The organism is Pectobacterium parmentieri (assembly GCF_001742145.1).
Classification (GTDB): Bacteria; Pseudomonadota; Gammaproteobacteria; order Enterobacterales; family Enterobacteriaceae; genus Pectobacterium; species Pectobacterium parmentieri.
Genome location: NZ_CP015749.1, coordinates 4010839 through 4030675, shown reverse-complemented (window position 1 = coordinate 4030675; position 19837 = coordinate 4010839). Strand labels below are relative to the sequence as shown.

Genomic DNA, 19837 nt, shown 5'->3' with positions numbered 1-19837 from the left:
TTATTGTGCAACAGTTCGACGACGTCAGGCGGCATGGCGGGTAAAGTAAGTGCAGTGATATCAATCCGTTTTGTCTCGTTGAGGTGATGATGAATAAGCAAGAATTAAGCAAAACCGACCGCATCATTCTGGATATTGGCCAACAGATCGTGGGTGGGAAGTACGCTCCGGGCACGCCGTTACCCGCAGAAGCTGAGCTGTGTGAAGAATTTCAGACCTCGCGCAACATTATTCGTGAGGTGTTCAGAGCGCTGATGGCGAAAAGGCTGGTGGAAGTGAAACGGTATCGCGGCGCGTTTGTGGCCGCGCGTAACCAGTGGAATTATCTGGATACCGACGTTCTGCAGTGGGTTCTGGCAAGCGACTACGACCCACGGCTGATCAGCGCGATGAGTGAGGTGCGTAATCTGGTGGAGCCGACGATTGCTCGCTGGGCTGCCGAACGCGCGACCTCAAGTGAGCTAGCGGTGATTGAAGCGGCGCTGAATGACATGATTTCCAACCATCAGAATCGTGACGCGTTTAATGAAGCAGATATTCGCTTCCATGAGGCGGTGCTTGCTGCGGTGCATAACCCGGTGCTACAGCAGTTGAGTGTTGCGATTAGCTCGTTACAGCGTGCGGTATTTGAACGCACCTATATGCCGGACGAAGACAACATGCCACGGACATTACGTGAGCATCAGGATCTCTACGATGCCATTCGGCATCAGGATATTGAAGCAGCGGAGCGGGCAGCGTTGACCATGATTGCCAGCTCGACCAAACGGTTAAAGGACATTACATGAGTGAAAGCTATATCGCCATTGACTGGGGTTCGACCAACCTGCGGGCGTGGCTGTATCTGGATGGCGTCTGTATCGACAGCGTGAAATCTGAAGCGGGTGTCACACGTTTGAACGGCCAGACGCCACAGCAGGTTTTTCAGCAGATCGTTGCGCCGTGGCAGCAGCACAACGTGCCTGTGGTGATGGCGGGCATGATCGGCAGCAATGCGGGCTGGCTTTCCGTGCCTTATCTGTCATGTCCAACTCGCCTGACGGATGTCGCCCATCGCCTGACGCGCGTGGAAGAAGCTCAGCCGCTGGCCGCCTGGATCGTGCCGGGACTGAGTATCGCGCAGGAAGATAATTGCAATGTGATTCGCGGTGAAGAAACCCAGTTGATTGGCGCGTATAGCGAATGTCCTTCCTCTCTTTATTTGATGCCGGGAACCCACTCGAAATGGGTGCGGGCCGATGACAGCAACGTGCTGGATTTCCGCACGGTGATGACCGGTGAACTGCACCACCTGCTGATGACGCAGTCGTTAATCGGCGTGGGGCTGACTGAACAGCAGCCATCTCCCGACGCTTTCCAGCAAGGGCTGGAACTGGGCTTTACCGATGACAACATTATCCGCTGTCTGTTTGAAACCCGCGCGGCGCATGTGCTGGGGCGTTTGGATAAAAGCGCCGTTAGCGACTGGCTGTCCGGGCTGCTGATTGGCAACGAAGTCTCACAAATGCAGCGCCACTATCAAGTGGCGGCGGGAGACACCATCACATTAATCGGCTCCCCTGCGCTGACAGCGCGCTACGAAAAAGCATTACAACAAGCTGGATTGCGCTGGCAGCAACTGGATGGCGATCGGGCTTTTCAGGCAGGAATAAGGAGCATTGTTAATGAATTGGAATACTAATCTTCCCTTGATTGCGATTCTGCGCGGTATCACGCCGGATGAGGTGCTGGAACATGTTGCGGTGCTGCTGGATGCCGGATTCGATGCGGTGGAGATCCCGCTGAATTCGCCGAACCCGTATGACAGCATTCGACTGGCGGTGGAACACTTTGGCGATCGTGCCCTGATCGGCGCAGGAACAGTGCTGAAAGCCGACTATGTCGACAAATTGCAGGAAATTGGCAGCAAGTTAGTGGTCACCCCCAACATTTCCCCCGAGGTAATTCGTCGGGCGGTGGGTTATGGCATGACGGTGTGCCCTGGCTGTGCCACCGCGACGGAAGCCTTTACTGCACTGGAAGCGGGTGCGCAATCGCTGAAAATTTTCCCGTCATCGGCGTTTGGGCCAGACTACATCAAGGCGCTGAAAGCGGTATTGCCAAAAGACGTTCCCGTCTTTGCCGTCGGTGGCGTTACGCCAGAAAACCTGAAGGATTATTTGAGTGCGGGCTGTATCGGTGCCGGGTTAGGCAGCGATCTGTATCGAGCCGGTCAGTCGGTTGAGGTTACCGCGCAAAAAGCACATGCATTTGTTAACGCCTATAAGGACGCTGTTCAATGAAAATTACCAAAATCACCACGTACCGGCTGCCGCCACGCTGGATGTTTCTGAAGATTGAAACCGATGAAGGCATTGTCGGCTGGGGTGAACCGGTTATCGAAGGCCGTGCGCGCACCGTTGAAGCTGCCGTTCACGAGCTGTCTGACTATCTGATCGGGCAAGACCCGGCACGCATTAACGATATCTGGCAGGTGCTTTACCGCGCGGGCTTCTATCGCGGTGGCCCGATCCTGATGAGTGCTATTGCCGGTATCGATCAGGCATTGTGGGATATCAAAGGTAAGGCGCTGGGTGTACCGGTTTATCAATTACTGGGTGGGCTGGTGCGCGATAAGATCAAAGCCTACAGTTGGGTTGGCGGCGATCGTCCTTCCGAAGTGATCGCTGGCATTAAGAAGCTGACCGAAATAGGCTTCGATACCTTCAAGCTGAACGGCTGTGAAGAGATGGGCATCATTGATAACTCACGCAAAGTGGATGCTGCGGTGGCCGTGGTTGCTGAAATCCGCGAAGCCTTTGGTAACAGCATCGAGTTCGGTCTGGATTTCCACGGTCGTGTCGATGCGCCAATGGCAAAAATCCTGATCAAAGAGCTGGAACCGTACCGTCCGCTGTTTATTGAAGAACCCGTGCTGGCTGAACAGGCTGAATACTATCCTCGTCTGGCCGCACAAACCCACCTGCCGATTGCAGCGGGCGAACGTATGTTCTCACGCTTTGATTTCAAACGCGTACTGGCAGACGGAGGATTGGCAATTATTCAGCCTGACCTGTCGCACGCGGGCGGTATTACCGAGTGCTTTAAAATTGCCGCAATGGCGGAAGCCTATGATGTTGCGCTGGCACCACACTGTCCATTAGGCCCAATTGCACTGGCTTCCTGTTTGCATCTCGACTTTGTGGCGCGTAATGCGGTATTGCAGGAGCAAAGTATGGGCATTCATTATAATAAAGGTGCCGAGCTGTTGGATTACGTCATTAATAAAGAAGACTTTGCTATGACTGACGGCCATTTCTATCCATTAAATAAACCGGGCCTCGGTGTGGAAATTAATGAAGAGTTGGTTATCGAACGCAGTAAAAATGCGCCAGACTGGCGTAACCCGGTGTGGCGTTATTCTGATGGTGCTGTCGCCGAATGGTAATACCGTCATACCTCAAGCTACATGGGTGTTGAGTAAGCAGTAATATATAACGCATTTCCCCGGCACAATGGAATAGAACAATCATGGATTATCATGAAATTAATTATTTCATGACGGATTACTGTTTAGTTTTTTTCTGGGGCGGGGAATGTAATTCTTCCATTTATCATGAGTACGCCATCACCGGGGATTTAAAATAAAACGCCACTATAAATATACCCGTCATACTTCAAGCTGCTTGTACGTTGGCTGCCCTTACTTACCTCAGTCGCTTATCTGAGTAAGTTCCTGGGGATTCGCTCGGTTGCCGCGTTACAAGGCTATAAATGGGCCATGCCCTAAAGTGTCAACGCTTCGCGTTGTTCAAAACGCTAACGTTTTGTCACGCAACTCGAATTATTTAGGGTATAGATAAATATAGTGAACGTGATCGGTTATTTATTTCATTAGAAAAATAAAGCATACCAATTGCTAATGTTGTTAATCGTTCAAAAATAGCGGGTAATAAGTATGGTGCCCGTTTAATAAATAACAGGAATATAAGATGGACATGACATTAACTACCCGTCCTACAAAACGGCGCTATCTCACCTTGCTGATGATTTTTATTACGGTTGTCATCTGCTATGTGGATCGAGCCAACCTGGCTGTGGCATCGGCACACATTCAGGAAGAGTTTGGTATTACAAAAACACAAATGGGCTATATCTTCTCCGCATTTGCCTGGACCTATACGTTATGTCAAATACCGGGCGGCTGGTTTCTTGATCGCGTCGGTTCAAAGGTCACCTACTTTATCGCCATTATGGGATGGTCGATTGCCACGTTGCTGCAAGGTTTCGCCACGGGTCTGGCATCGTTGATTGGCTTACGCGCCGTGACCGGACTGTTTGAAGCACCTGCGTTTCCGACGAATAACCGCATGGTGACCAGTTGGTTCCCTGAGCAAGAACGTGCTTCAGCCGTTGGATTTTATACATCAGGACAGTTTGTTGGCCTGGCGTTCCTTACGCCATTGCTCATCTGGTTACAGGAAATTCTGAGCTGGCATTGGGTGTTCATCGTCACTGGCGGCGTCGGTATTGTTTGGGCACTTATCTGGCACTTTGTTTATCAGCCACCGAAGAAAAGTAAAGGGATCAATCAGGCTGAGCTGGATTACATTGCCGAAGGCGGCGGTATTGTCGATGGTGATGCGCCGAGCGACAAAAAAACACGCACGCCATTGACGGCGGCTGACTGGAAACTGGTGTTTAACCGCAAACTGGTGGGCGTATATATCGGGCAGTTTGCCGTGACCTCTACGCTGTGGTTTTTCCTGACGTGGTTCCCTAACTACCTGACGCAAGAAAAACACATTAGCGCACTGACGGCTGGTTTTATGACGACGGTACCTTTCCTGGCGGCGTTCGTTGGCGTGCTGCTGTCTGGATTTGTAGCGGACCGTTTGGTGCGTAGCGGAAAATCGCTGGGCCTGGCGCGTAAAACGCCGATTATCTGTGGCCTGCTGATTTCAACCTGCATCATGGGAGCGAACTACACCAACGATCCGGTATGGATTATGACGCTGATGGCTGTGGCGTTCTTTGGTAATGGCTTTGCATCCATCACTTGGTCACTGGTGTCGTCGCTGGCTCCAATTCGTCTGATTGGCCTGACGGGGGGGGTATTCAACTTTGTCGGTGGTCTGGGCGGTATCACGGTGCCATTGATTATTGGTTATCTGGCGCAGGATTACGGTTTTGCTCCCGCACTGACCTACATTGCTGGTGTGGCGCTGGTCGGCGCACTGTCTTACATCTTACTGGTGGGCGAAGTGAAGCGGGTAGGGTAACTCTCGTTACTCGCGTGCAGTAGGGTTTAGGTGAAAGCCATAAAAAAACGGACTTTCCTCTTGAGTGAGGAAAGTCCGTTTAATTTTTTGATTGTCTGTCGGCCGGCATTATTTGTAGATAACGGCGGTGCCGCGCAGTTGGTTATCACCGGTGGCGGACGTGATAGTGAAGGCGCTAGCACCGGCTTTTTCTGCTTTCTGAGCCAACTGCGCTTGCAGTGAGTCCAGGCTGTGAGCAGTCGCGCTGATTACGCCCACTTTTTCCAGACTCTGTGCCTGTTGTGAAGACACCTGGTCGGCAGCGAAAGCACCGAAAGACAGAGTAGAAAGTACGACAGCAGCAGCGAAGAATTTTACGTTTTTCATGTGATAGTTCCTGTTCAATGTTGTTTGGCGTGAAAGGTGATTTCCTTTCGATGAAGAGGATACTACGCCGATGCTTTTGGGAGGTAAAACGGAGTGTTTTGAGGATATATGTCAATATTTTTGATGTTAATTCTGGCGATAAGATGCACAATCTCGCTCGCCAGAATGAAGGTTATATCGCTGCCTGCTGAGGTAAGGGCGATGAGGACGGAGCCAGTACGCGTTCCAGCACGCGGGCTTCTAGTTCCGCCAGTTTTGCCGAACCGCGGCGTCGTGGTCGTGGCAAATCAACCGTGATATCCAGCCCGACGTGCCCTTCTTCGATCAAAATAACCCTGTCGGCCAGTGCAATAGCTTCGGAGACATCGTGCGTCACCAGCAGTACCGTGAAGCCATGCTGGAGCCACAAATTTTCGATCAGGCTTTGCATTTCGATACGGGTCAAGGCATCCAGCGCCCCCAGCGGTTCATCCAGCAACAGTAGACGCGGGTGGTGAATGAGCGCACGTGCTAGCGCGACGCGCTGTTTCTGACCACCGGACAGCGCCGCCGGCCACTCGTTGGCGCGATCCGCCAGCCCGACGGAGGCCAGCGCATCCTGCGCTTTCTCACGCCAGTTGCCGCGTAATCCCAGCCCAACATTATCGATCACCTTCTTCCACGGCAGTAGCCGCGCTTCCTGAAACATCAGTCGCGTGTCGTCTTTCGCGCTGCTGAGCGGTGCGGTGCCCGTCAGCAATTCACCGCTGCTGGCGGCTTCCAAACCGGCGAGCAGGCGCAGTAGGGTGCTTTTGCCGCAGCCGCTACGGCCGACGATGGCCACAAACTGCCCGGAAGGAATGCGTAGCTGCACCTCATTCAGTACGGTACGGTGACCGTAGTGCTTGGTGATAGCATCCAGCGCCAGCGGCGTCCCCTTGGTGAGCGGAGACGGTGAATGAGATGGTGCTACAGGATCGGTAAAAGCGGTCATGATGCGTCCCCCGATGAGGTTTGATAGGCCGGATTCCAGCGCAACCAAATGCGCTCTAGCCCCTGAGCGCTGACATCGGCTAGTTTGCCGAGCAGGGCGTAAAGGATGATGGCAACCACCACCACGTCTGTTTGCAGAAATTCGCGGGCGTTCATGGCGAGATAGCCGATACCGGAGTTGGCAGAAATGGTCTCCGCGACGATCAGCGTCAACCACATGAAGCCCAGAGCAAAACGGATGCCAACCATGATGGACGGCAACGCGCCGGGCAGTACCACCTGATAGAACAGGCTAATGCCGGACAGACCGTAACTGCGCGCCATTTCCAGCAGACCGCGATCGATGTTTTTAATACCGTGATAGGTGTTGAGATAAACCGGGAACAGCGTACCCAGTGCGACTAGAAAAATCTTGGCCGCCTCATCAATGCCAAACCACAGGATCACCAGCGGGATCAGCGCCAGATGGGGGACATTGCGGATCATCTGCACTGAACTGTCCAGCAAGCGCTCGCCCCAGCGTGACAGACCGGTGATAAAGCCAAGCACCAGTCCGATGCTGCCACCGATAGCAAATCCGATCAGGGCGCGCCAGCCGCTGATTGCCAGGTGCTGCCAAAGCTCGCCGCTATAGATGAGCGACCACCCTGCGGTAATCACCGAGCTGGGCGCAGGCAGAATCCGGTTGGATAGCCAGCCGAACTCGACGGATATCTGCCACGCGACCAGCAGCGTTACGGGGAGCAGGAAAGGTGCAAGTCGTTGTGCCAGCGAGGAGAGCGTTCTTGCCATGATTGATTCCTCAGCTTTGCGAGACTTTGCGCGGTACATAGCGGTTTGCCACCACTTCTCCCGCGTTGTTTACGGCATGCAGCGGCGTCGGCTGTTGCGCCAGATCGAGGTGCGGGAACAGCAGTTCACCCACGCGATACGCCTCTTCCAGATGCGGGTAGCCAGACAGGACAAAGGTATCAATCCCAAGATCGGCGTATTCCTGAATACGCTCGGCAACCGTCGGGCCGTCGCCAACCAGTGCCGTACCTGCACCGCCGCGTACCAGACCGATCCCTGCCCACAGATTAGGGCTAATCTCCAGATTGTCCTTTTTGCCGCCGTGCAGAGCGGCCATGCGCTGTTGTCCGACAGAATCGAAACGCGCCAACGCTGCCTGTGCATCGGCGATGGTTTTTTCATCCAGATGGGAAATCAGCCGTTCGGCAGCCTGCCAGGCTTCCTCGGTCGTTTCCCGCACGATGACGTGCAGGCGAATACCGAAGCGAACCTCACGCCCCTGTGCTGCGGCTTTAGCGCGGACTTCCGCCAGCTTTTCTTTAACCTGCTCAGGCGGCTCGCCCCACGTCAGGTAGAGATCGACCTGCTCTGCCGCCAGATTCTGCGCCGCCTCAGACGAACCGCCAAAATAGAGCGGTGGACGCGGCTGTTGCACGGGCGGATAAAGCAGTTTGGCGTCTTTTACCTGAATGTGTTTCCCTGCAAAATCAACGGTTTCGCCTTCCAACAGCCTGCGCCAGATATGGGTGAATTCTGCGGAAGCTTCGTAGCGTTCTTCATGGCTGAGGAACAGCCCTTCTGCGGCCAATTCTTCCGGGTCGCCACCGGTCACCAGATTGAACAGGGCGCGACCGTTGGACAGCCTGTCCAGCGTTGCCGCCTGACGTGCAGCGATGGTGGGGGAAATGACGCCGGGACGTAGGGCGACGAGAAACTTAAGCCGCTGCGTCACCGGGATGAGCGATGCCGCAACTAGCCAGGAATCTTCGCAGGAGCGACCCGTCGGTAGCAAGACGCCACCAAACCCTTGCCGCTCGGCGGCTTGTGCCACCTGTTGTAGATAGCCGTAGTCAACATGGCGTGCGCCTTCTGTGCTGCCAAGATAACGACCGTCGCCGTGAGTAGGTAAAAACCAGAATACATTAAGGCTCATGGTGTGTTCTCCTGAACGATCTTGTTTGCGGTAAACAAAATGGGGTGTGATTAGCGAATTACGGCGTTTGGGGATGCCAGACGCGCTCCGCGATATTGACCTTCACCGGCACCAGACGGTTTGCATAAAACAGGTCGGCCGTGGATTGCTGCGCCTTGATCGTGGCGGCATCCAGCGGTTTTATGGTGGTTGGTGGGCGATGATCGAGTGCCGTTTCAATCACTTTTTCCGGTAGCCCTACCGCGTTGGCTAATAATGTGACGCTCTGCGCCCGGTCGCTGATTGTTAACGCATCGGCTTTGGTCAGTTCATCCAATACCTGACGAATAAAGCTGCCGTGTGCCTCGGCGTAAGGGCGACCCGCCAGATAGAAAGAGCCGGTTTTATCGAGTCCGCTGCTATCGACCAGCACCCGAACACCCCCTTCCAACAGCGCGGCAGAATAGTAGGGATCCCAGATCGCCCAGGCATCGACATTGCCTTGCTGGAATGCCGCACGGGCGTCAGCAGGGGTTAGGTAGGTCGGTTTGATATCGGTGAATGTCAACCCGTCGCGTTGCAGCGCACGTAGCAGCGTGTTGTGCGCGCTGGAGCCTTTCTGGAAGGCGACTTTGCGACCTTTCAGATCGGCAACGGTTTTCACCGGGCTGTCTTCCCGCACCAGAATGACTTCGGCCTGCGGCTTAGGTGGCTCTACGCCGACATACAGCAGGTCAGCGCCAGCAGCTTGCGCAAAAATAGGCGGGATATCACCGGTGCCACCCAGATCGATACTGCCCACATTGAGTGCTTCCAGCATCTGCGGTCCGGCGGGGAATTCAACCCAACTGATTTTGGTATTGGGGAACTGCTTCTCCAGCAACTGGTGCGATTTTGCCAGCACCAGACTGACCGAACCTTTCTGATAGCCGACCCGTAGCTGCGTCGGTACGCTGTCCTGCGCATAAGCGGTGGATATGAACAGCACGGCACTGGCAACCAGAATCGTTGGGATTCGGCGTAGCTGTGCCGTCACATTTTTCCATAATGGCGTGCGTTTCCCACATCCTTCCGTGACCGTTCGGTTCATCATCAATGGCATGCGTATGATCGCTCCCTTATAACGAAAAATTAAAATACAGTGAAAAAACGCAATATCAGGTGATAACCATAACAGGCAGACGGTGGGCTTTTTAAATCTCAATTTGTCGTTTTTATAGCCAAAAAGAAGAAATACCTGAAATCAATACATTTAGCGCAATAAGCGCGGCAAGGGTGATGTTTACCCGTCCTTCACGCCTGAATGACGTTTTACATGACCTACCTCACATTGTTTCCGGCAATGTCTATCATTTCGTGAACCTATTCTCATATCTGGCTTTTTTTCATGGAAAACGGTTTCCGTTTTGTTTCCAATGATTGTGTTTCCATGAACATGTTTCCAATGGTGGGATTTATTCACGACGCTTTTTATTCATGACTTACGACGGGGTGTTCAAAATGAAAAGGATCATGCTTTGTTGTTCCGCTGGGATGTCTACCAGCCTTTTAATGAGAAAAATGAAGGAGGTGGCCGATGCGCGTGGTCTGGACGTTGAGATTGCCGCCTACGCCGCCCATGAATTTGATGAACAAGTAGGGAAGTATGACGTTGTGCTGCTGGGGCCGCAGGTGAAATATATGCTGGCGTCATTCAAGGAGAAAGCCGAGGGAAAAGGCGTGCCTGTGGCAGCGATAGACATGATGGATTACGGTATGCAGCGCGGTGACAACGTGCTGGATTTTGCATTTTCACTGATCGAAACATCAGGACAACCGCTATGAGTGGCCTCTATCAGTCGATGGTTGATATCATCGAGCAGAAAATTACCCCGTTGGCTGGCGTGGTTGGGCAACAGCGCCACATCATCGCGATCCGCGATGGCTTCATCGCCGCGCTGCCTTTCATGATCATCGGTTCATTTATGCTGGTGTTCATCTTCCCGCCGTTCTCGCCGGATACTACGTTGGGATTTGCTCGCGCGTGGCTCGATTTCTCCGTTGCCTACCGTGAACAACTGATGCTGCCGTATTACCTCAGTATGGGGGTCATGACCTTCTTTATCTCCGTGGGGATTGGTGCCAGCTTAGGTAAGCACTACAAGCTGGATCCGATCATGACCGGCCTGCTGGCACTGATGGCGTTTTTGCTGGTGGCTGCGCCTTATCACGATAAGCAAATTTCTACTCAGTACTTCTCTGGTGAGGGGATTTTTACCGCCATTCTGACTGCAATTTATGCGGGTGAAGTGTATGCCTGGTTGAAAAAGCGCAACATCACGATCCGCCTGCCGAAAGAAGTGCCGACTGGTGTGGCGCGTTCGTTTGAAATCCTCATCCCTGTACTGGTCATCGTCGCGACGCTGCACCCGTTTAACCTGTTCATCCAGTCTGCGACCGGCATGATTATCCCAGAAGCCATTATGCACCTGTTGGCACCGCTGATTTCGGCGTCGGATTCGCTGCCCGCCATTCTGATCTCTGTATTCATCTGTCAGATTCTGTGGTTTGCCGGGATCCACGGTGCGCTGATCGTTACCGGGATCATGAACCCGTTCTGGATGACCAATCTGGCGCTGAATCAGGCTGCACTTTCAGCGGGCGCGCCGCTGCCGCATATTTATTTGCAGGGCTTTTGGGATCACTACCTGCTGATCGGTGGGGTTGGCTCTACGCTACCGCTGGCCTTTTTATTACTGCGTAGCCGCGCGGTTCATCTACGCACGATTGGCCGGATGGGCGTGGTGCCGAGCTTTTTCAACATCAACGAGCCGATTCTGTTTGGTGCTCCGATCATCATGAACCCGCTGCTGTTCCTGCCGTTTATTTTCGTGCCGATGGTCAACGCCGTCATTGCCTATACGGCGACGAAGCTTGGCTGGATCGCGCAGGTGGTTTCCCTGACGCCGTGGACGACGCCTGCACCGATTGGCGCATCGTGGGCGGCGAACTGGGCTTTCAGCCCGGTAATCATGTGTCTGCTGTGCATGGTGATGTCGGCCGCGATGTACTACCCGTTCCTGAAAGTCTACGAGCGCACGTTGCTGAAACAGGAGCAGGAGAAACAACAGCAGACCGCGGGCGAAGCCAGCGCATAAACACGAGTGAAGCAGAGAGGAACGTATGCACGATCATCTTCAGAACGATTTTCGCTTTCCCGCGAATTTTTGGTGGGGCAGCGCCAGTTCGGCACCGCAAACGGAAGGCGAAAGCCTCAGCTATGGTAAAAGTGCCACCGTGTGGGACGAATGGTTTGCCACGCAGCCCGGCCGCTTTCACCAGCAGGTGGGGCCGGCAGATACCTCCACGTTTTATCAGCACTGGCGTGAAGATATTGCGCTGCTGAAGGCGTTGAATCACAACACGTTCCGAACGTCGATCTCCTGGGCGCGGCTGATACCTGATGGCGTTGGTGAGCCTAATCCGCAGGCGGTGGCGTTTTATAATCAGATCATTGATGAAATGCTGGCGCAGGGCATCACGCCGTTTATCAATTTGTTCCATTTTGATATGCCGATGGTGATGCAGCGGCTGGGCGGCTGGGAAAATCGGGCGGTGGTCGTGGCCTATGCGGGCTATGCGGCGACCTGCTTCCGCCTGTTTGGCGACAGGGTAAAACACTGGTTTACGTTCAATGAGCCGGTGGTGCCGGTGGAAGGCGGGTATCTGTATGATTTCCACTATCCGAACGTGGTGGATTTCAAGCGTGCTGCGACGGTGGCGTACCACACCATGCTGGCGCATGCGCTAGCGGTGAAAGCCTACCGCGAACAGTCGCAGGATGGGGAAATTGGCATTATCCTCAATTTGACGCCTTCCTATCCGCGCTCGCAACATCCGGCCGATGTCAAAGCCGCTAACATTGCCGATCTGATGTTTAATCGCAGCTTCCTCGATCCCGCCCTGAAAGGGGAATATCCGCAGGAATTGGTCGATCTGCTGCATCGCTATGGCCAACTGCCGTCTTGCCAGCCTGACGATCGTGCGCTGCTGGCCGATGGTGTTGTCGATCTGCTGGGGATTAACTATTACCAGCCGCGTCGTATTCAGTGTCGCGACAGTCTGGTGAATCCCGATAGTCCGTTTATGCCTGAGTGGTTCTTTTCCAGCTACGAGATGCCGGGACGAAAAATGAACCCCTATCGTGGCTGGGAAATTTACGAACCGGGCGTCTATGACATTCTGACTAACCTGCGGGTGAATTATGGCAATCCGCGCTGTTTTATTTCAGAAAACGGTATGGGGGTGGAGAATGAACAGCGTTTCGACGCCAACGGCCAGATTCAGGATGATTACCGCATCGATTTTGTCCGTGAACACCTGAAATATGTACACAAAGGCATCGCGGAAGGTAGCCAATGCCTCGGCTACCATATGTGGACGTTTATCGATAACTGGTCGTGGTCGAATGCCTACAAGAATCGCTATGGTTTCGTGCAGTTGGATTTGGCGACGCAGACGCGCACGGTGAAAAAAAGCGGTGAATGGTTCGCGGTCGTGGCTGCCGAGAATGGCTTTTGACCAAAATCACACATAAAAAAACGTGGGGAACGTTTTTCAACGTCGCTTGCGACGGACAAGGATGTCCGTCATAAAAAAACCGGCTTGCCCTGATGAGGAGGCAAGCCGGAAAGAGGGTAATACGTGATGTCTTACTGGTCTATCTATGATGGCTATCGGGACAAGCTAGGGCCAACAACGTTTAGTTGAAGATTACCGCAGAGCCACGCAGTTGATCGTTACCGGTCGCAGACGTGATGGTATAAGCTTTAGCACCTGCTTTTTCTGCTTTTGCTGCGAGCTTAGATTGCAGCGAACTTAGGTCTTGAGCAGTCGCAGTAACAACACCCGCTTTTTCCAGGTTCTGTGCCTGTGAAGGAGACACGTATTCAGCAGCAGAAGCACCGAAAGTCATGGTAGCGAGAACAACAGCAGCGGCGATGGTTTTTACGTTTTTCATGATGTCTTATCCTTTTCTGATTTGATAGGTGAAAGGGGGCTGCCCTTTCGATATGAAGAATGTTACGCCGATGCTAATGAATTAAAAAACGGATGTTATTGAGGTAATCTTTCTATTTTTTTGAATAACATTTCTCGATGTTGTTTGTTTTTTTTAAATCAAAAACAATAGGTTATACATAAAACTGAAATTTATTTACAAACTATTGACTGATATTGAATAATTGGAGTGATGTCTTGCCTGTTGAATATCAAATAACGTTTAATGCTGCTGGTCATCAACTTACCAATATTAATTGCTGGTCTTGTGATGGAAACTGGCTGGTTTATGACATAAGACCCTATGGATCTTCATTCACAGGGCTGACCATTGAGCGCATACATCTGAAAAGCCTGAAAACCGAGGTGATCTATCGGGCGACGGCGGGTGCGCATGTGGGTGTGGTGACCTGTAGCCCGCAGGAACCGCTGCGCTATGTCTTTATCCATGGGCCGGAAAACCCGGATAGTGAATGGCAGTATGATTTTCACCATCGCCGTGGAACGATAGTGGCAGATCGCCAGCGTGATGAGGCGATTACGCTTGATGCCTTCTCTATTACGCCGCCATATCAGGCCGGCGCGCTGCGCGGCGGTACGCATGTTCACGTATTCAGCCCAGATGCTAGCCGCCTGAGCTTTACCTATAACGACCACGTGCTGCATGAGCGCGATCCGGCATTAAACTTGCGCAATGTGGGTGTGGCCGTGCCGCTACAGCCCGTCTCCGTTGAGAAATGCCACCCGCGTGAATATGACGGCAGTCATTATTGTGTGCTGATCAGCAGAACGATGCCGCAGCCACAGCCCGGCAGCGATGAAATCAATCGTGCTTATGAAGAAGGTTGGGTTGGCACCACGGGCTATCTCCGACAGGACGGTACGCGCCAGCGCTGGGCGCTGGCGTTTATCGGTGATACGCGGGCGGTGGATGGGACGACGATCCCTGAGGTCTTTATCGTCGATTTACCCGATGCGCTGGAAGATTACGCCAAAGAGGGCGATGCGCCACTGGCGGGCACCGCAACCTCGATGCCAGTGCCGCCTGCGGGCGTGCAGCAGCGGCGTTTAACCTTTACGCACCAACGCCGTTATCCTGGTTTGGTGAATCAGCCGCGCCATTGGCTACGTTCCTCGCCCGATGGTGGTGAGATTGCTTTTTTGATGCGCGATGAAGCTGGCGTGGCCCAACTGTGGGCGATTTCCCCGAATGGCGGTGAGCCAAGACAGGTAACGCACACAGAACACGGTGTGCAGTCTGCTTTTAACTGGCACCCTGATGGGCGTTCTCTGGCATTTGTGTGTGACAACAGCATCATGCTGTGTGATGCAAAAAGCGGTGAACTTGTTCGGATGACGGCGAGGACGGACAATGCACCGAGTGCGGATGCCGTGGTTTTTTCCCCTGATGGGAAACACATTGCGTATATGCGGGAGATTGACGGCTTTAATCAGCTTTTTGTTGTGGCCTGCTGGTTATCATGACGGCGGCGTAGCGAGTTTACGCGGGTTCATGGCGAGTACTGTGCTATCAAAGCTGATTATGCGGCATGGTGTTGTTATTAGGCATAGTGGCAAGCTGTGAACTGGCGGTCTGGTTTTGCTCTTCGCTATGTGAAATGCGTTCGCGTGTCGACAGCTTGTTCTTATCACTGCCTGCACGATAGTAGTCATAGGGCAACAGCAGCGTGTCAGTAACTGCGGAGAACGGCAAATCGATCGCGACCAGCGGCATCATGGCCCAACTGGTATCGTCGTCACGCAGCATATCCACACTGGCGAGAGTGCCGGAATAGTATCCCTGATCGCTTCCTGTATGCGTCATGACGCTGGAGCAACCGCTGGTTGCTACCGCGCCGCTACCGGTAATCATGAAAGATAACAACGCACTTTTCAGTAAAGTCATATTACTTATCCATTAAGAGCCTGCTGCCAGAGTGGGGCGAAGCCTAATACTGGTCACTTAAGTCCGCTGTTAGGGGAAACATAGGGGGAGATTCCCGCAGGGACGCCTCACCCCTGTGGTCGCCCCGTGTCTCTCGATGCTTAAACGATCGGTGCTAGGCCAAAACCTGCCTATTCTGAGTGTATGTGATAACGCCCACCGTGTGAGTGAATATTGCATGAAACGTAGCGATTTTTCTTTTTTGCCTCTTGAAAGTCTGAGGGGGGTCACCATATTGATTACAAGCCGGAAGAAAACGATACGCCGTCAGGGTATCCGTCCCGGCTATGAGCCTGTCCTTATAGGAAGGCAAAGAGTGAATCCTCGCTGCATGTTTAGGAGGCTGTTTTATGCGTAACCCCGATTTTTCCCCACTGTATCGTTCCGCTATTGGTTTTGATCGCCTGTTCAATCTGTTAGAAACCGGCCAGACCCAGAGTAACGGCGGCTATCCTCCCTACAACGTCGAGCTGGTTGACGAGAACCAATATCGCATCGCGATTGCCGTCGCTGGTTTCGCCGAGCAGGAATTGGACATCACCGCGCACGACAACTTATTGATTGTAAAAGGTGCCCACGCCGGTGAGCAGGTTGCCCGCAATTACTTGTATCAGGGCATTGCCGAGCGCAACTTCGAGCGTAAATTCCAACTGGCCGAACATATTCAGGTAAAAGGCGCCAATCTGGAAAACGGGCTGCTGTATATCGATCTCGAGCGTATTGTGCCGGAAGCGATGAAACCGCGTCGGATTGAAATCAAGTAAATCACGCGAATCGCCCGAAACAGCAACGCTATGAATTCACGTTTCGTCTGCCGAATGGGGACGACACCAGCTATGGAGCCGTGGCTGGAACAAACGATGCCCAAGGGCATCATTAATCTCGCTTCTTAGAAGGAGTTATATAATGCGTAACTACGACTTATCACCTTTACTGCGTCAGTGGATCGGTTTTGACAAATTAGCTAGCTCAATGCAGGGCAGCCAGGAACCGATTGATTTCCCTCCGTACAATATCGAGAAGAAAGACGATAACCACTATCGTATTACGCTTGCGCTGGCAGGTTTCCGGCAGAGCGACTTGGATATCGAAGTAGAAGGTCCGCGCCTGACCGTGAAGGGTAGCCCGGCACCGACCGAGAAAGCCGTGGAATATCTGCATCAGGGGTTGGTGTTTAAACCTTTCACGTTGAGCTTTACGCTGGCCGAGCATCTGCATGTGTCTGATGCCCATTTTGAAAATGGCCTGCTGCACATCGATCTGGTACGTGACGTACCGGAAGCCTTGCAGCCGCAGCGCATTGCCATCGGCGGTGGTCGCCCAGCCTTGAACCAGCCGTCTCCTGAAGATGCGTCATAACGCGACATCCGTGTTATTAACCTGATGACGTAATCAACCTCATGATTTCCCGCGCCCGTATTATTACGGGCGCGGTTTTGTGTTGCCCGCCACGTTGTTTTCATCTTCGGTTTTTATTTAACAAAGTAAGTTTCTATTGTTATAAAATAATGTAAGTTATCTATTTTTAACTCAGGCCAATCACCTAAGACTTTTACTTTAATTCTGTATTGTCCATAAGGTTCACTGCTTAAATCGACGAGACCGAAAGCCTCTGCAGGACTGCGTGATAATCGCTGGGACTCTTTATCAATATAATATTTTTGGCGATGAACTTTTTTTAAAATTAGCTTTTCAGTTAAATCATTATTTATTTTATATAGTTCAACGTTAAAAATAGGTGATTCTTCAATGTCTTTTATCGGCCCGCCACCAATAAATATATCTGAAGTATAGAACCCCACGCTTAGGTTTTCTGTCGATTTTATTTTTAATACTATATGTGATGAGGGCGATTCTAGAGGAGTTATGAGAAAAAACCTGCTGAGTGGCAATGGTGTTTTCCAGAAGGTGAAATCAATTTCATCTCCTTTTTCATATAATTTAATTGGTATGTTGATGGGGGTGTCAGTGGATATTTTTGGTGATAAGAAAAAATAAGGATTGTTGAAGGGGGGGTTTACCCATTGATATGAAAGAGTGAGTCCTACTCCCAATAAAATACCAATGAGTAATAATATTTTTTTCACGTTTAAACGGCTCCATGTTTACGAAAAGAAAGCTTAACTCATGGCTATATTTCTATCAAGATCAATAACATAAATTAGTCATCAGGGTGCTGGCGATGTGTCATAACGCCTGATGATTATCCGCACGCGGTTTTGTGTTGCCTGCCACGTTTCCCTCCTCAGTATTCTGCCTATACTCGTCATAGAGTATGGCGTCAGTGGCATTTCCCAATAAAAACGTCCGCAAAGGATACGGGTATGAGTGATATCGCACTTACCGTGAGTATGCTGGCGCTGGTTGCCGTTCTGGGGTTATGGATTGGCAACTGGCGGATTTATGGCGTCGGTTTAGGGATTGGCGGGGTCCTGTTTGGTGGGATCATCGTCGGGCATGTTGCCCATCAGTACCAGATTCAACTGAATGATGACATGTTGCATGTTGTTCAGGAATTTGGGCTGATCCTGTTTGTCTACACCATTGGCATTCAGGTTGGGCCGGGCTTCTTTTCCTCTCTGCGCGTATCTGGCCTGCGTCTCAATGCGTTCGCCCTGCTGACGGTGTTTCTTGGCAGTGTGGTGACCGTCATGCTGCACAAACTGCTCAATATTCCTTTGCCCATTATTCTCGGTATTTTCTCCGGCGCAGTAACCAACACGCCTTCGCTGGGCGCGGGCCAACAGATTTTGACCGATCTCGGTTCGAATTCAACCCTAGTGAACCAGATGGGAACGGGCTATGCGATGGCGTATCCGCTGGGGATTTGCGGTATTTTATTGGTGATGTGGCTGATGCGCGTCCTGTTTCGTGTCGCAGTGGATAACGAGGCAAAACAGTTTGAGGTTAGCAGCGGCCAGCACCATGAACAACTGCTCACGATGAATGTGTCGGTGACGAATACCAATCTGCAAGGATTGGCGATTCAGGATGTGCCGATTCTAAACCGCGACACGATTGTTTGCTCCCGCCTGAAACGCGGTGATGAGTTGATGGTGCCATCGCCGCAGACGCTGATCCAACTGGGTGATTACCTGCATTTGGTGGGGGCGAAACACGATCTGGAGCAGGCGCGTCTGGTCATCGGCAATGAAGTTGAGACGTCGCTCTCGACGCGGGGTACCGATCTGCACGTTGAACGTGTGGTAGTGACCAATGAGAAGGTGCTGGGCCGCAAGATTCGCGAGCTTAACCTGAAGCAAAACTATGATGTTGTGATTTCACGCCTGAACCGTGCGGGGGTTGAACTGGTTGCCAGCAATCAGGCTAGCCTGCAATTTGGCGATATTCTGAATCTGGTGGGGCGGAAAACGGCGATCGATGCCGTTGCGGATATCGTGGGCAACGCACAGCAAAAACTCCAACAGGTACAGATGCTGCCCGTCTTTATCGGCATTGGGCTAGGTGTTCTGCTGGGCTCTGTGCCGCTGATGATCCCTGGGTTTCCTGTGGCGCTGCGGCTTGGGCTGGCTGGCGGACCGCTAGTTGTGGCGCTGGTGCTGGGGCGCATCGGTAGTATCGGTAAACTTCACTGGTTTATGCCACCCAGTGCGAATCTGGCGCTGCGTGAACTCGGCATTGTACTGTTCCTGTCGGTAGTGGGGCTGAAATCCGGCGGCGATTTCGTCGATACATTATTGAATGGTGACGGCGTGTGGTGGATTGGCTATGGTGCGCTGATTACCATTGCGCCGCTGCTGCTGGTCGGCATACTGGCGCGCACGCTGGGTAAGATGAACTACCTGACGTTGTGTGGCATGCTGGCTGGCTCGATGACCGATCCCCCTGCATTGGCGTTTGCCAATGGGCTACACCCGACCAGCGGCGCAGCGGCGTTGTCTTACGCTACGGTTTACCCGCTGGCGATGTTTCTGCGAATTATGTCACCGCAGCTATTAGCCGTGTTGTTCCTCTCTCTTTAAATGTTATCAGTTAGATAAAAAATAATATTTTCTCGCCAAATAATGGCGATTTGTTTTTTTATTTTGAATAGAGAAATACTTGAGTGAATAAATAAGGAATGGATAACTGGCTGTCTGGAAAAGAATTATATTACCATTATTATCTATAAGGCTTTTGTATCATTGATTTGTCGCTAGCTTCGTTAACTTTATGTTCACGAAATGTCAATTATTATTGAATTTTAAGGGTTTTTATCGGGAAATTAAAACCACGGCAGTTTCTTAAATAAATTAATGAACCACTTTATTAACTAAAGTAACGCTATTTCGCAGGCGCATTATAATACTATCTCTTCATTAATCACTTGAT

At 52.0% G+C, this 19837-nt stretch carries 20 protein-coding genes; 12 read left to right on the top strand and 8 right to left on the bottom strand.

Going from position 1 to position 19837, the window contains the following annotated elements; translation table 11 throughout:
- The first annotated feature begins 89 nt into the window (after nt 1–89).
- From dgoR to A8F97_RS18250, 5 genes are all read left to right on the top strand, one after another.
- Entirely contained in the window at nt 90–788 is a 699-nt protein-coding gene (dgoR, locus tag A8F97_RS18270) for a D-galactonate utilization transcriptional regulator DgoR (protein WP_005976717.1), read from the top strand.
- Nucleotides 785–1681, top strand: a complete 897-nt coding sequence (locus A8F97_RS18265; protein ID WP_014698381.1) for a 2-dehydro-3-deoxygalactonokinase — start codon at nt 785–787, stop codon at nt 1679–1681. The genes dgoR and A8F97_RS18265 overlap by 4 nt, the downstream gene beginning before the upstream one ends.
- A complete protein-coding gene (locus A8F97_RS18260) occupies nt 1665–2282 on the top strand; it encodes a 2-dehydro-3-deoxy-6-phosphogalactonate aldolase (protein WP_012821883.1) in 618 nt (205 codons plus the stop codon). Before A8F97_RS18265 ends, A8F97_RS18260 begins: the two co-directional genes overlap by 17 nt.
- On the top strand, nt 2279–3427 hold the full coding sequence (dgoD, locus tag A8F97_RS18255) for a galactonate dehydratase (RefSeq protein WP_012821884.1): 1149 nt from the start codon (nt 2279–2281) through the stop codon (nt 3425–3427). The genes A8F97_RS18260 and dgoD overlap by 4 nt, the downstream gene beginning before the upstream one ends.
- Nucleotides 3428–3971: 544 nt before the next feature.
- Nucleotides 3972–5261 carry an MFS transporter gene (locus tag A8F97_RS18250; RefSeq protein ID WP_005976725.1) on the top strand — a complete coding sequence of 430 codons (1290 nt, stop codon included), beginning with the start codon at nt 3972–3974 and terminating at the stop codon, nt 5259–5261.
- 108 nt (nt 5262–5369) lie between these two features.
- Here the strand turns inward: A8F97_RS18250 and bhsA (A8F97_RS18245) are convergent, their stop codons facing one another.
- The 5 genes from bhsA (A8F97_RS18245) to A8F97_RS18225 form a co-directional block, all read right to left on the bottom strand.
- Nucleotides 5370–5627, bottom strand: coding sequence for a multiple stress resistance protein BhsA (gene bhsA, locus A8F97_RS18245; protein ID WP_012821886.1), 258 nt, complete (start codon nt 5625–5627; stop codon nt 5370–5372).
- A gap of 172 nt (nt 5628–5799) precedes the next feature.
- The gene (ssuB, locus tag A8F97_RS18240) at nt 5800–6600 is read right to left on the bottom strand and encodes an aliphatic sulfonates ABC transporter ATP-binding protein (protein WP_014698383.1); all 801 of its coding nucleotides are present in this window, start codon (nt 6598–6600) and stop codon (nt 5800–5802) included.
- Entirely contained in the window at nt 6597–7391 is a 795-nt protein-coding gene (gene ssuC / locus A8F97_RS18235; RefSeq protein WP_012821888.1) for an aliphatic sulfonate ABC transporter permease SsuC, read from the bottom strand. Before ssuC ends, ssuB begins: the two co-directional genes overlap by 4 nt.
- 10 nt (nt 7392–7401) lie before the next feature.
- Entirely contained in the window at nt 7402–8544 is a 1143-nt protein-coding gene (ssuD, locus tag A8F97_RS18230) for an FMNH2-dependent alkanesulfonate monooxygenase (protein ID WP_025919934.1), read from the bottom strand.
- A 58-nt stretch (nt 8545–8602) separates the two neighbouring features.
- Nucleotides 8603–9625, bottom strand: a complete 1023-nt coding sequence (locus tag A8F97_RS18225) for a sulfonate ABC transporter substrate-binding protein (protein WP_012821890.1) — start codon at nt 9623–9625, stop codon at nt 8603–8605.
- A gap of 398 nt (nt 9626–10023) precedes the next feature.
- Between A8F97_RS18225 and A8F97_RS18220 the strand changes: the two genes are divergently transcribed.
- The 3 genes from A8F97_RS18220 to A8F97_RS18210 are packed head-to-tail and all read left to right on the top strand — an operon-like array spanning nt 10024 to nt 13083.
- On the top strand, nt 10024–10347 hold the full coding sequence (locus tag A8F97_RS18220; protein WP_012821891.1) for a PTS sugar transporter subunit IIB: 324 nt from the start codon (nt 10024–10026) through the stop codon (nt 10345–10347).
- Nucleotides 10344–11660 (top strand): PTS cellobiose transporter subunit IIC, encoded by a 1317-nt coding sequence (locus A8F97_RS18215; RefSeq protein WP_012821892.1) that lies wholly within the window; start codon nt 10344–10346, stop codon nt 11658–11660. The genes A8F97_RS18220 and A8F97_RS18215 overlap by 4 nt, the downstream gene beginning before the upstream one ends.
- 25 nt (nt 11661–11685) lie before the next feature.
- Complete coding sequence (locus A8F97_RS18210) at nt 11686–13083, top strand: glycoside hydrolase family 1 protein (RefSeq protein WP_014698385.1); 1398 nt, start codon at nt 11686–11688, stop codon at nt 13081–13083.
- Nucleotides 13084–13264: 181 nt separating this feature from the next.
- On the opposite strand, the gene bhsA (A8F97_RS18205) is transcribed toward A8F97_RS18210, so the two are convergent.
- Nucleotides 13265–13522: a multiple stress resistance protein BhsA gene (bhsA, locus tag A8F97_RS18205; RefSeq protein WP_005976743.1), complete on the bottom strand. Its 258-nt coding sequence runs from the start codon at nt 13520–13522 to the stop codon at nt 13265–13267.
- Between the two features lie 236 nt (nt 13523–13758).
- On the opposite strand from bhsA (A8F97_RS18205), the gene A8F97_RS18200 reads away from it, so the two are divergent.
- Nucleotides 13759–15045 (top strand): DUF3748 domain-containing protein, encoded by a 1287-nt coding sequence (locus A8F97_RS18200; protein ID WP_193412823.1) that lies wholly within the window; start codon nt 13759–13761, stop codon nt 15043–15045.
- A gap of 46 nt (nt 15046–15091) precedes the next feature.
- Here the strand turns inward: A8F97_RS18200 and A8F97_RS18195 are convergent, their stop codons facing one another.
- A complete protein-coding gene (locus tag A8F97_RS18195) occupies nt 15092–15466 on the bottom strand; it encodes a YceK/YidQ family lipoprotein (protein WP_012821895.1) in 375 nt (124 codons plus the stop codon).
- A gap of 389 nt (nt 15467–15855) precedes the next feature.
- Here A8F97_RS18195 and ibpA point away from each other — a divergent pair, with 389 nt between their 5' ends.
- Together ibpA and ibpB are read left to right on the top strand one after the other, a co-directional pair.
- Nucleotides 15856–16269, top strand: coding sequence for a small heat shock chaperone IbpA (ibpA, locus tag A8F97_RS18190; RefSeq protein ID WP_005976748.1), 414 nt, complete (start codon nt 15856–15858; stop codon nt 16267–16269).
- A gap of 142 nt (nt 16270–16411) precedes the next feature.
- Nucleotides 16412–16864 carry a small heat shock chaperone IbpB gene (gene ibpB / locus A8F97_RS18185; protein WP_033072385.1) on the top strand — a complete coding sequence of 151 codons (453 nt, stop codon included), beginning with the start codon at nt 16412–16414 and terminating at the stop codon, nt 16862–16864.
- Between the two features lie 113 nt (nt 16865–16977).
- Here the strand turns inward: ibpB and A8F97_RS18180 are convergent, their stop codons facing one another.
- Nucleotides 16978–17592, bottom strand: coding sequence for a hypothetical protein (locus A8F97_RS18180; RefSeq protein WP_025919943.1), 615 nt, complete (start codon nt 17590–17592; stop codon nt 16978–16980).
- 237 nt (nt 17593–17829) lie between these two features.
- On the opposite strand from A8F97_RS18180, the gene A8F97_RS18175 reads away from it, so the two are divergent.
- Complete coding sequence (locus A8F97_RS18175) at nt 17830–19488, top strand: putative transporter (protein ID WP_033072384.1); 1659 nt, start codon at nt 17830–17832, stop codon at nt 19486–19488.
- Nucleotides 19489–19837: the final 349 nt, after the last annotated feature.

Coding starts and splice junctions, on each gene's coding strand:
- dgoR (WP_005976717.1), top strand. CDS start 90: ATGAATAAGCAAGAATTAAGCAAAACCGACCGCATCATTCTGGATATT.
- A8F97_RS18265 (WP_014698381.1), top strand. CDS start 785: ATGAGTGAAAGCTATATCGCCATTGACTGGGGTTCGACCAACCTGCGG.
- A8F97_RS18260 (WP_012821883.1), top strand. CDS start 1,665: ATGAATTGGAATACTAATCTTCCCTTGATTGCGATTCTGCGCGGTATC.
- dgoD (WP_012821884.1), top strand. CDS start 2,279: ATGAAAATTACCAAAATCACCACGTACCGGCTGCCGCCACGCTGGATG.
- A8F97_RS18250 (WP_005976725.1), top strand. CDS start 3,972: ATGGACATGACATTAACTACCCGTCCTACAAAACGGCGCTATCTCACC.
- bhsA (WP_012821886.1), bottom strand. CDS start 5,627: ATGAAAAACGTAAAATTCTTCGCTGCTGCTGTCGTACTTTCTACTCTG.
- ssuB (WP_014698383.1), bottom strand. CDS start 6,600: ATGACCGCTTTTACCGATCCTGTAGCACCATCTCATTCACCGTCTCCG.
- ssuC (WP_012821888.1), bottom strand. CDS start 7,391: ATGGCAAGAACGCTCTCCTCGCTGGCACAACGACTTGCACCTTTCCTG.
- ssuD (WP_025919934.1), bottom strand. CDS start 8,544: ATGAGCCTTAATGTATTCTGGTTTTTACCTACTCACGGCGACGGTCGT.
- A8F97_RS18225 (WP_012821890.1), bottom strand. CDS start 9,625: ATGCCATTGATGATGAACCGAACGGTCACGGAAGGATGTGGGAAACGC.
- A8F97_RS18220 (WP_012821891.1), top strand. CDS start 10,024: ATGAAAAGGATCATGCTTTGTTGTTCCGCTGGGATGTCTACCAGCCTT.
- A8F97_RS18215 (WP_012821892.1), top strand. CDS start 10,344: ATGAGTGGCCTCTATCAGTCGATGGTTGATATCATCGAGCAGAAAATT.
- A8F97_RS18210 (WP_014698385.1), top strand. CDS start 11,686: ATGCACGATCATCTTCAGAACGATTTTCGCTTTCCCGCGAATTTTTGG.
- bhsA (WP_005976743.1), bottom strand. CDS start 13,522: ATGAAAAACGTAAAAACCATCGCCGCTGCTGTTGTTCTCGCTACCATG.
- A8F97_RS18195 (WP_012821895.1), bottom strand. CDS start 15,466: ATGACTTTACTGAAAAGTGCGTTGTTATCTTTCATGATTACCGGTAGC.
- ibpA (WP_005976748.1), top strand. CDS start 15,856: ATGCGTAACCCCGATTTTTCCCCACTGTATCGTTCCGCTATTGGTTTT.
- ibpB (WP_033072385.1), top strand. CDS start 16,412: ATGCGTAACTACGACTTATCACCTTTACTGCGTCAGTGGATCGGTTTT.
- A8F97_RS18175 (WP_033072384.1), top strand. CDS start 17,830: ATGAGTGATATCGCACTTACCGTGAGTATGCTGGCGCTGGTTGCCGTT.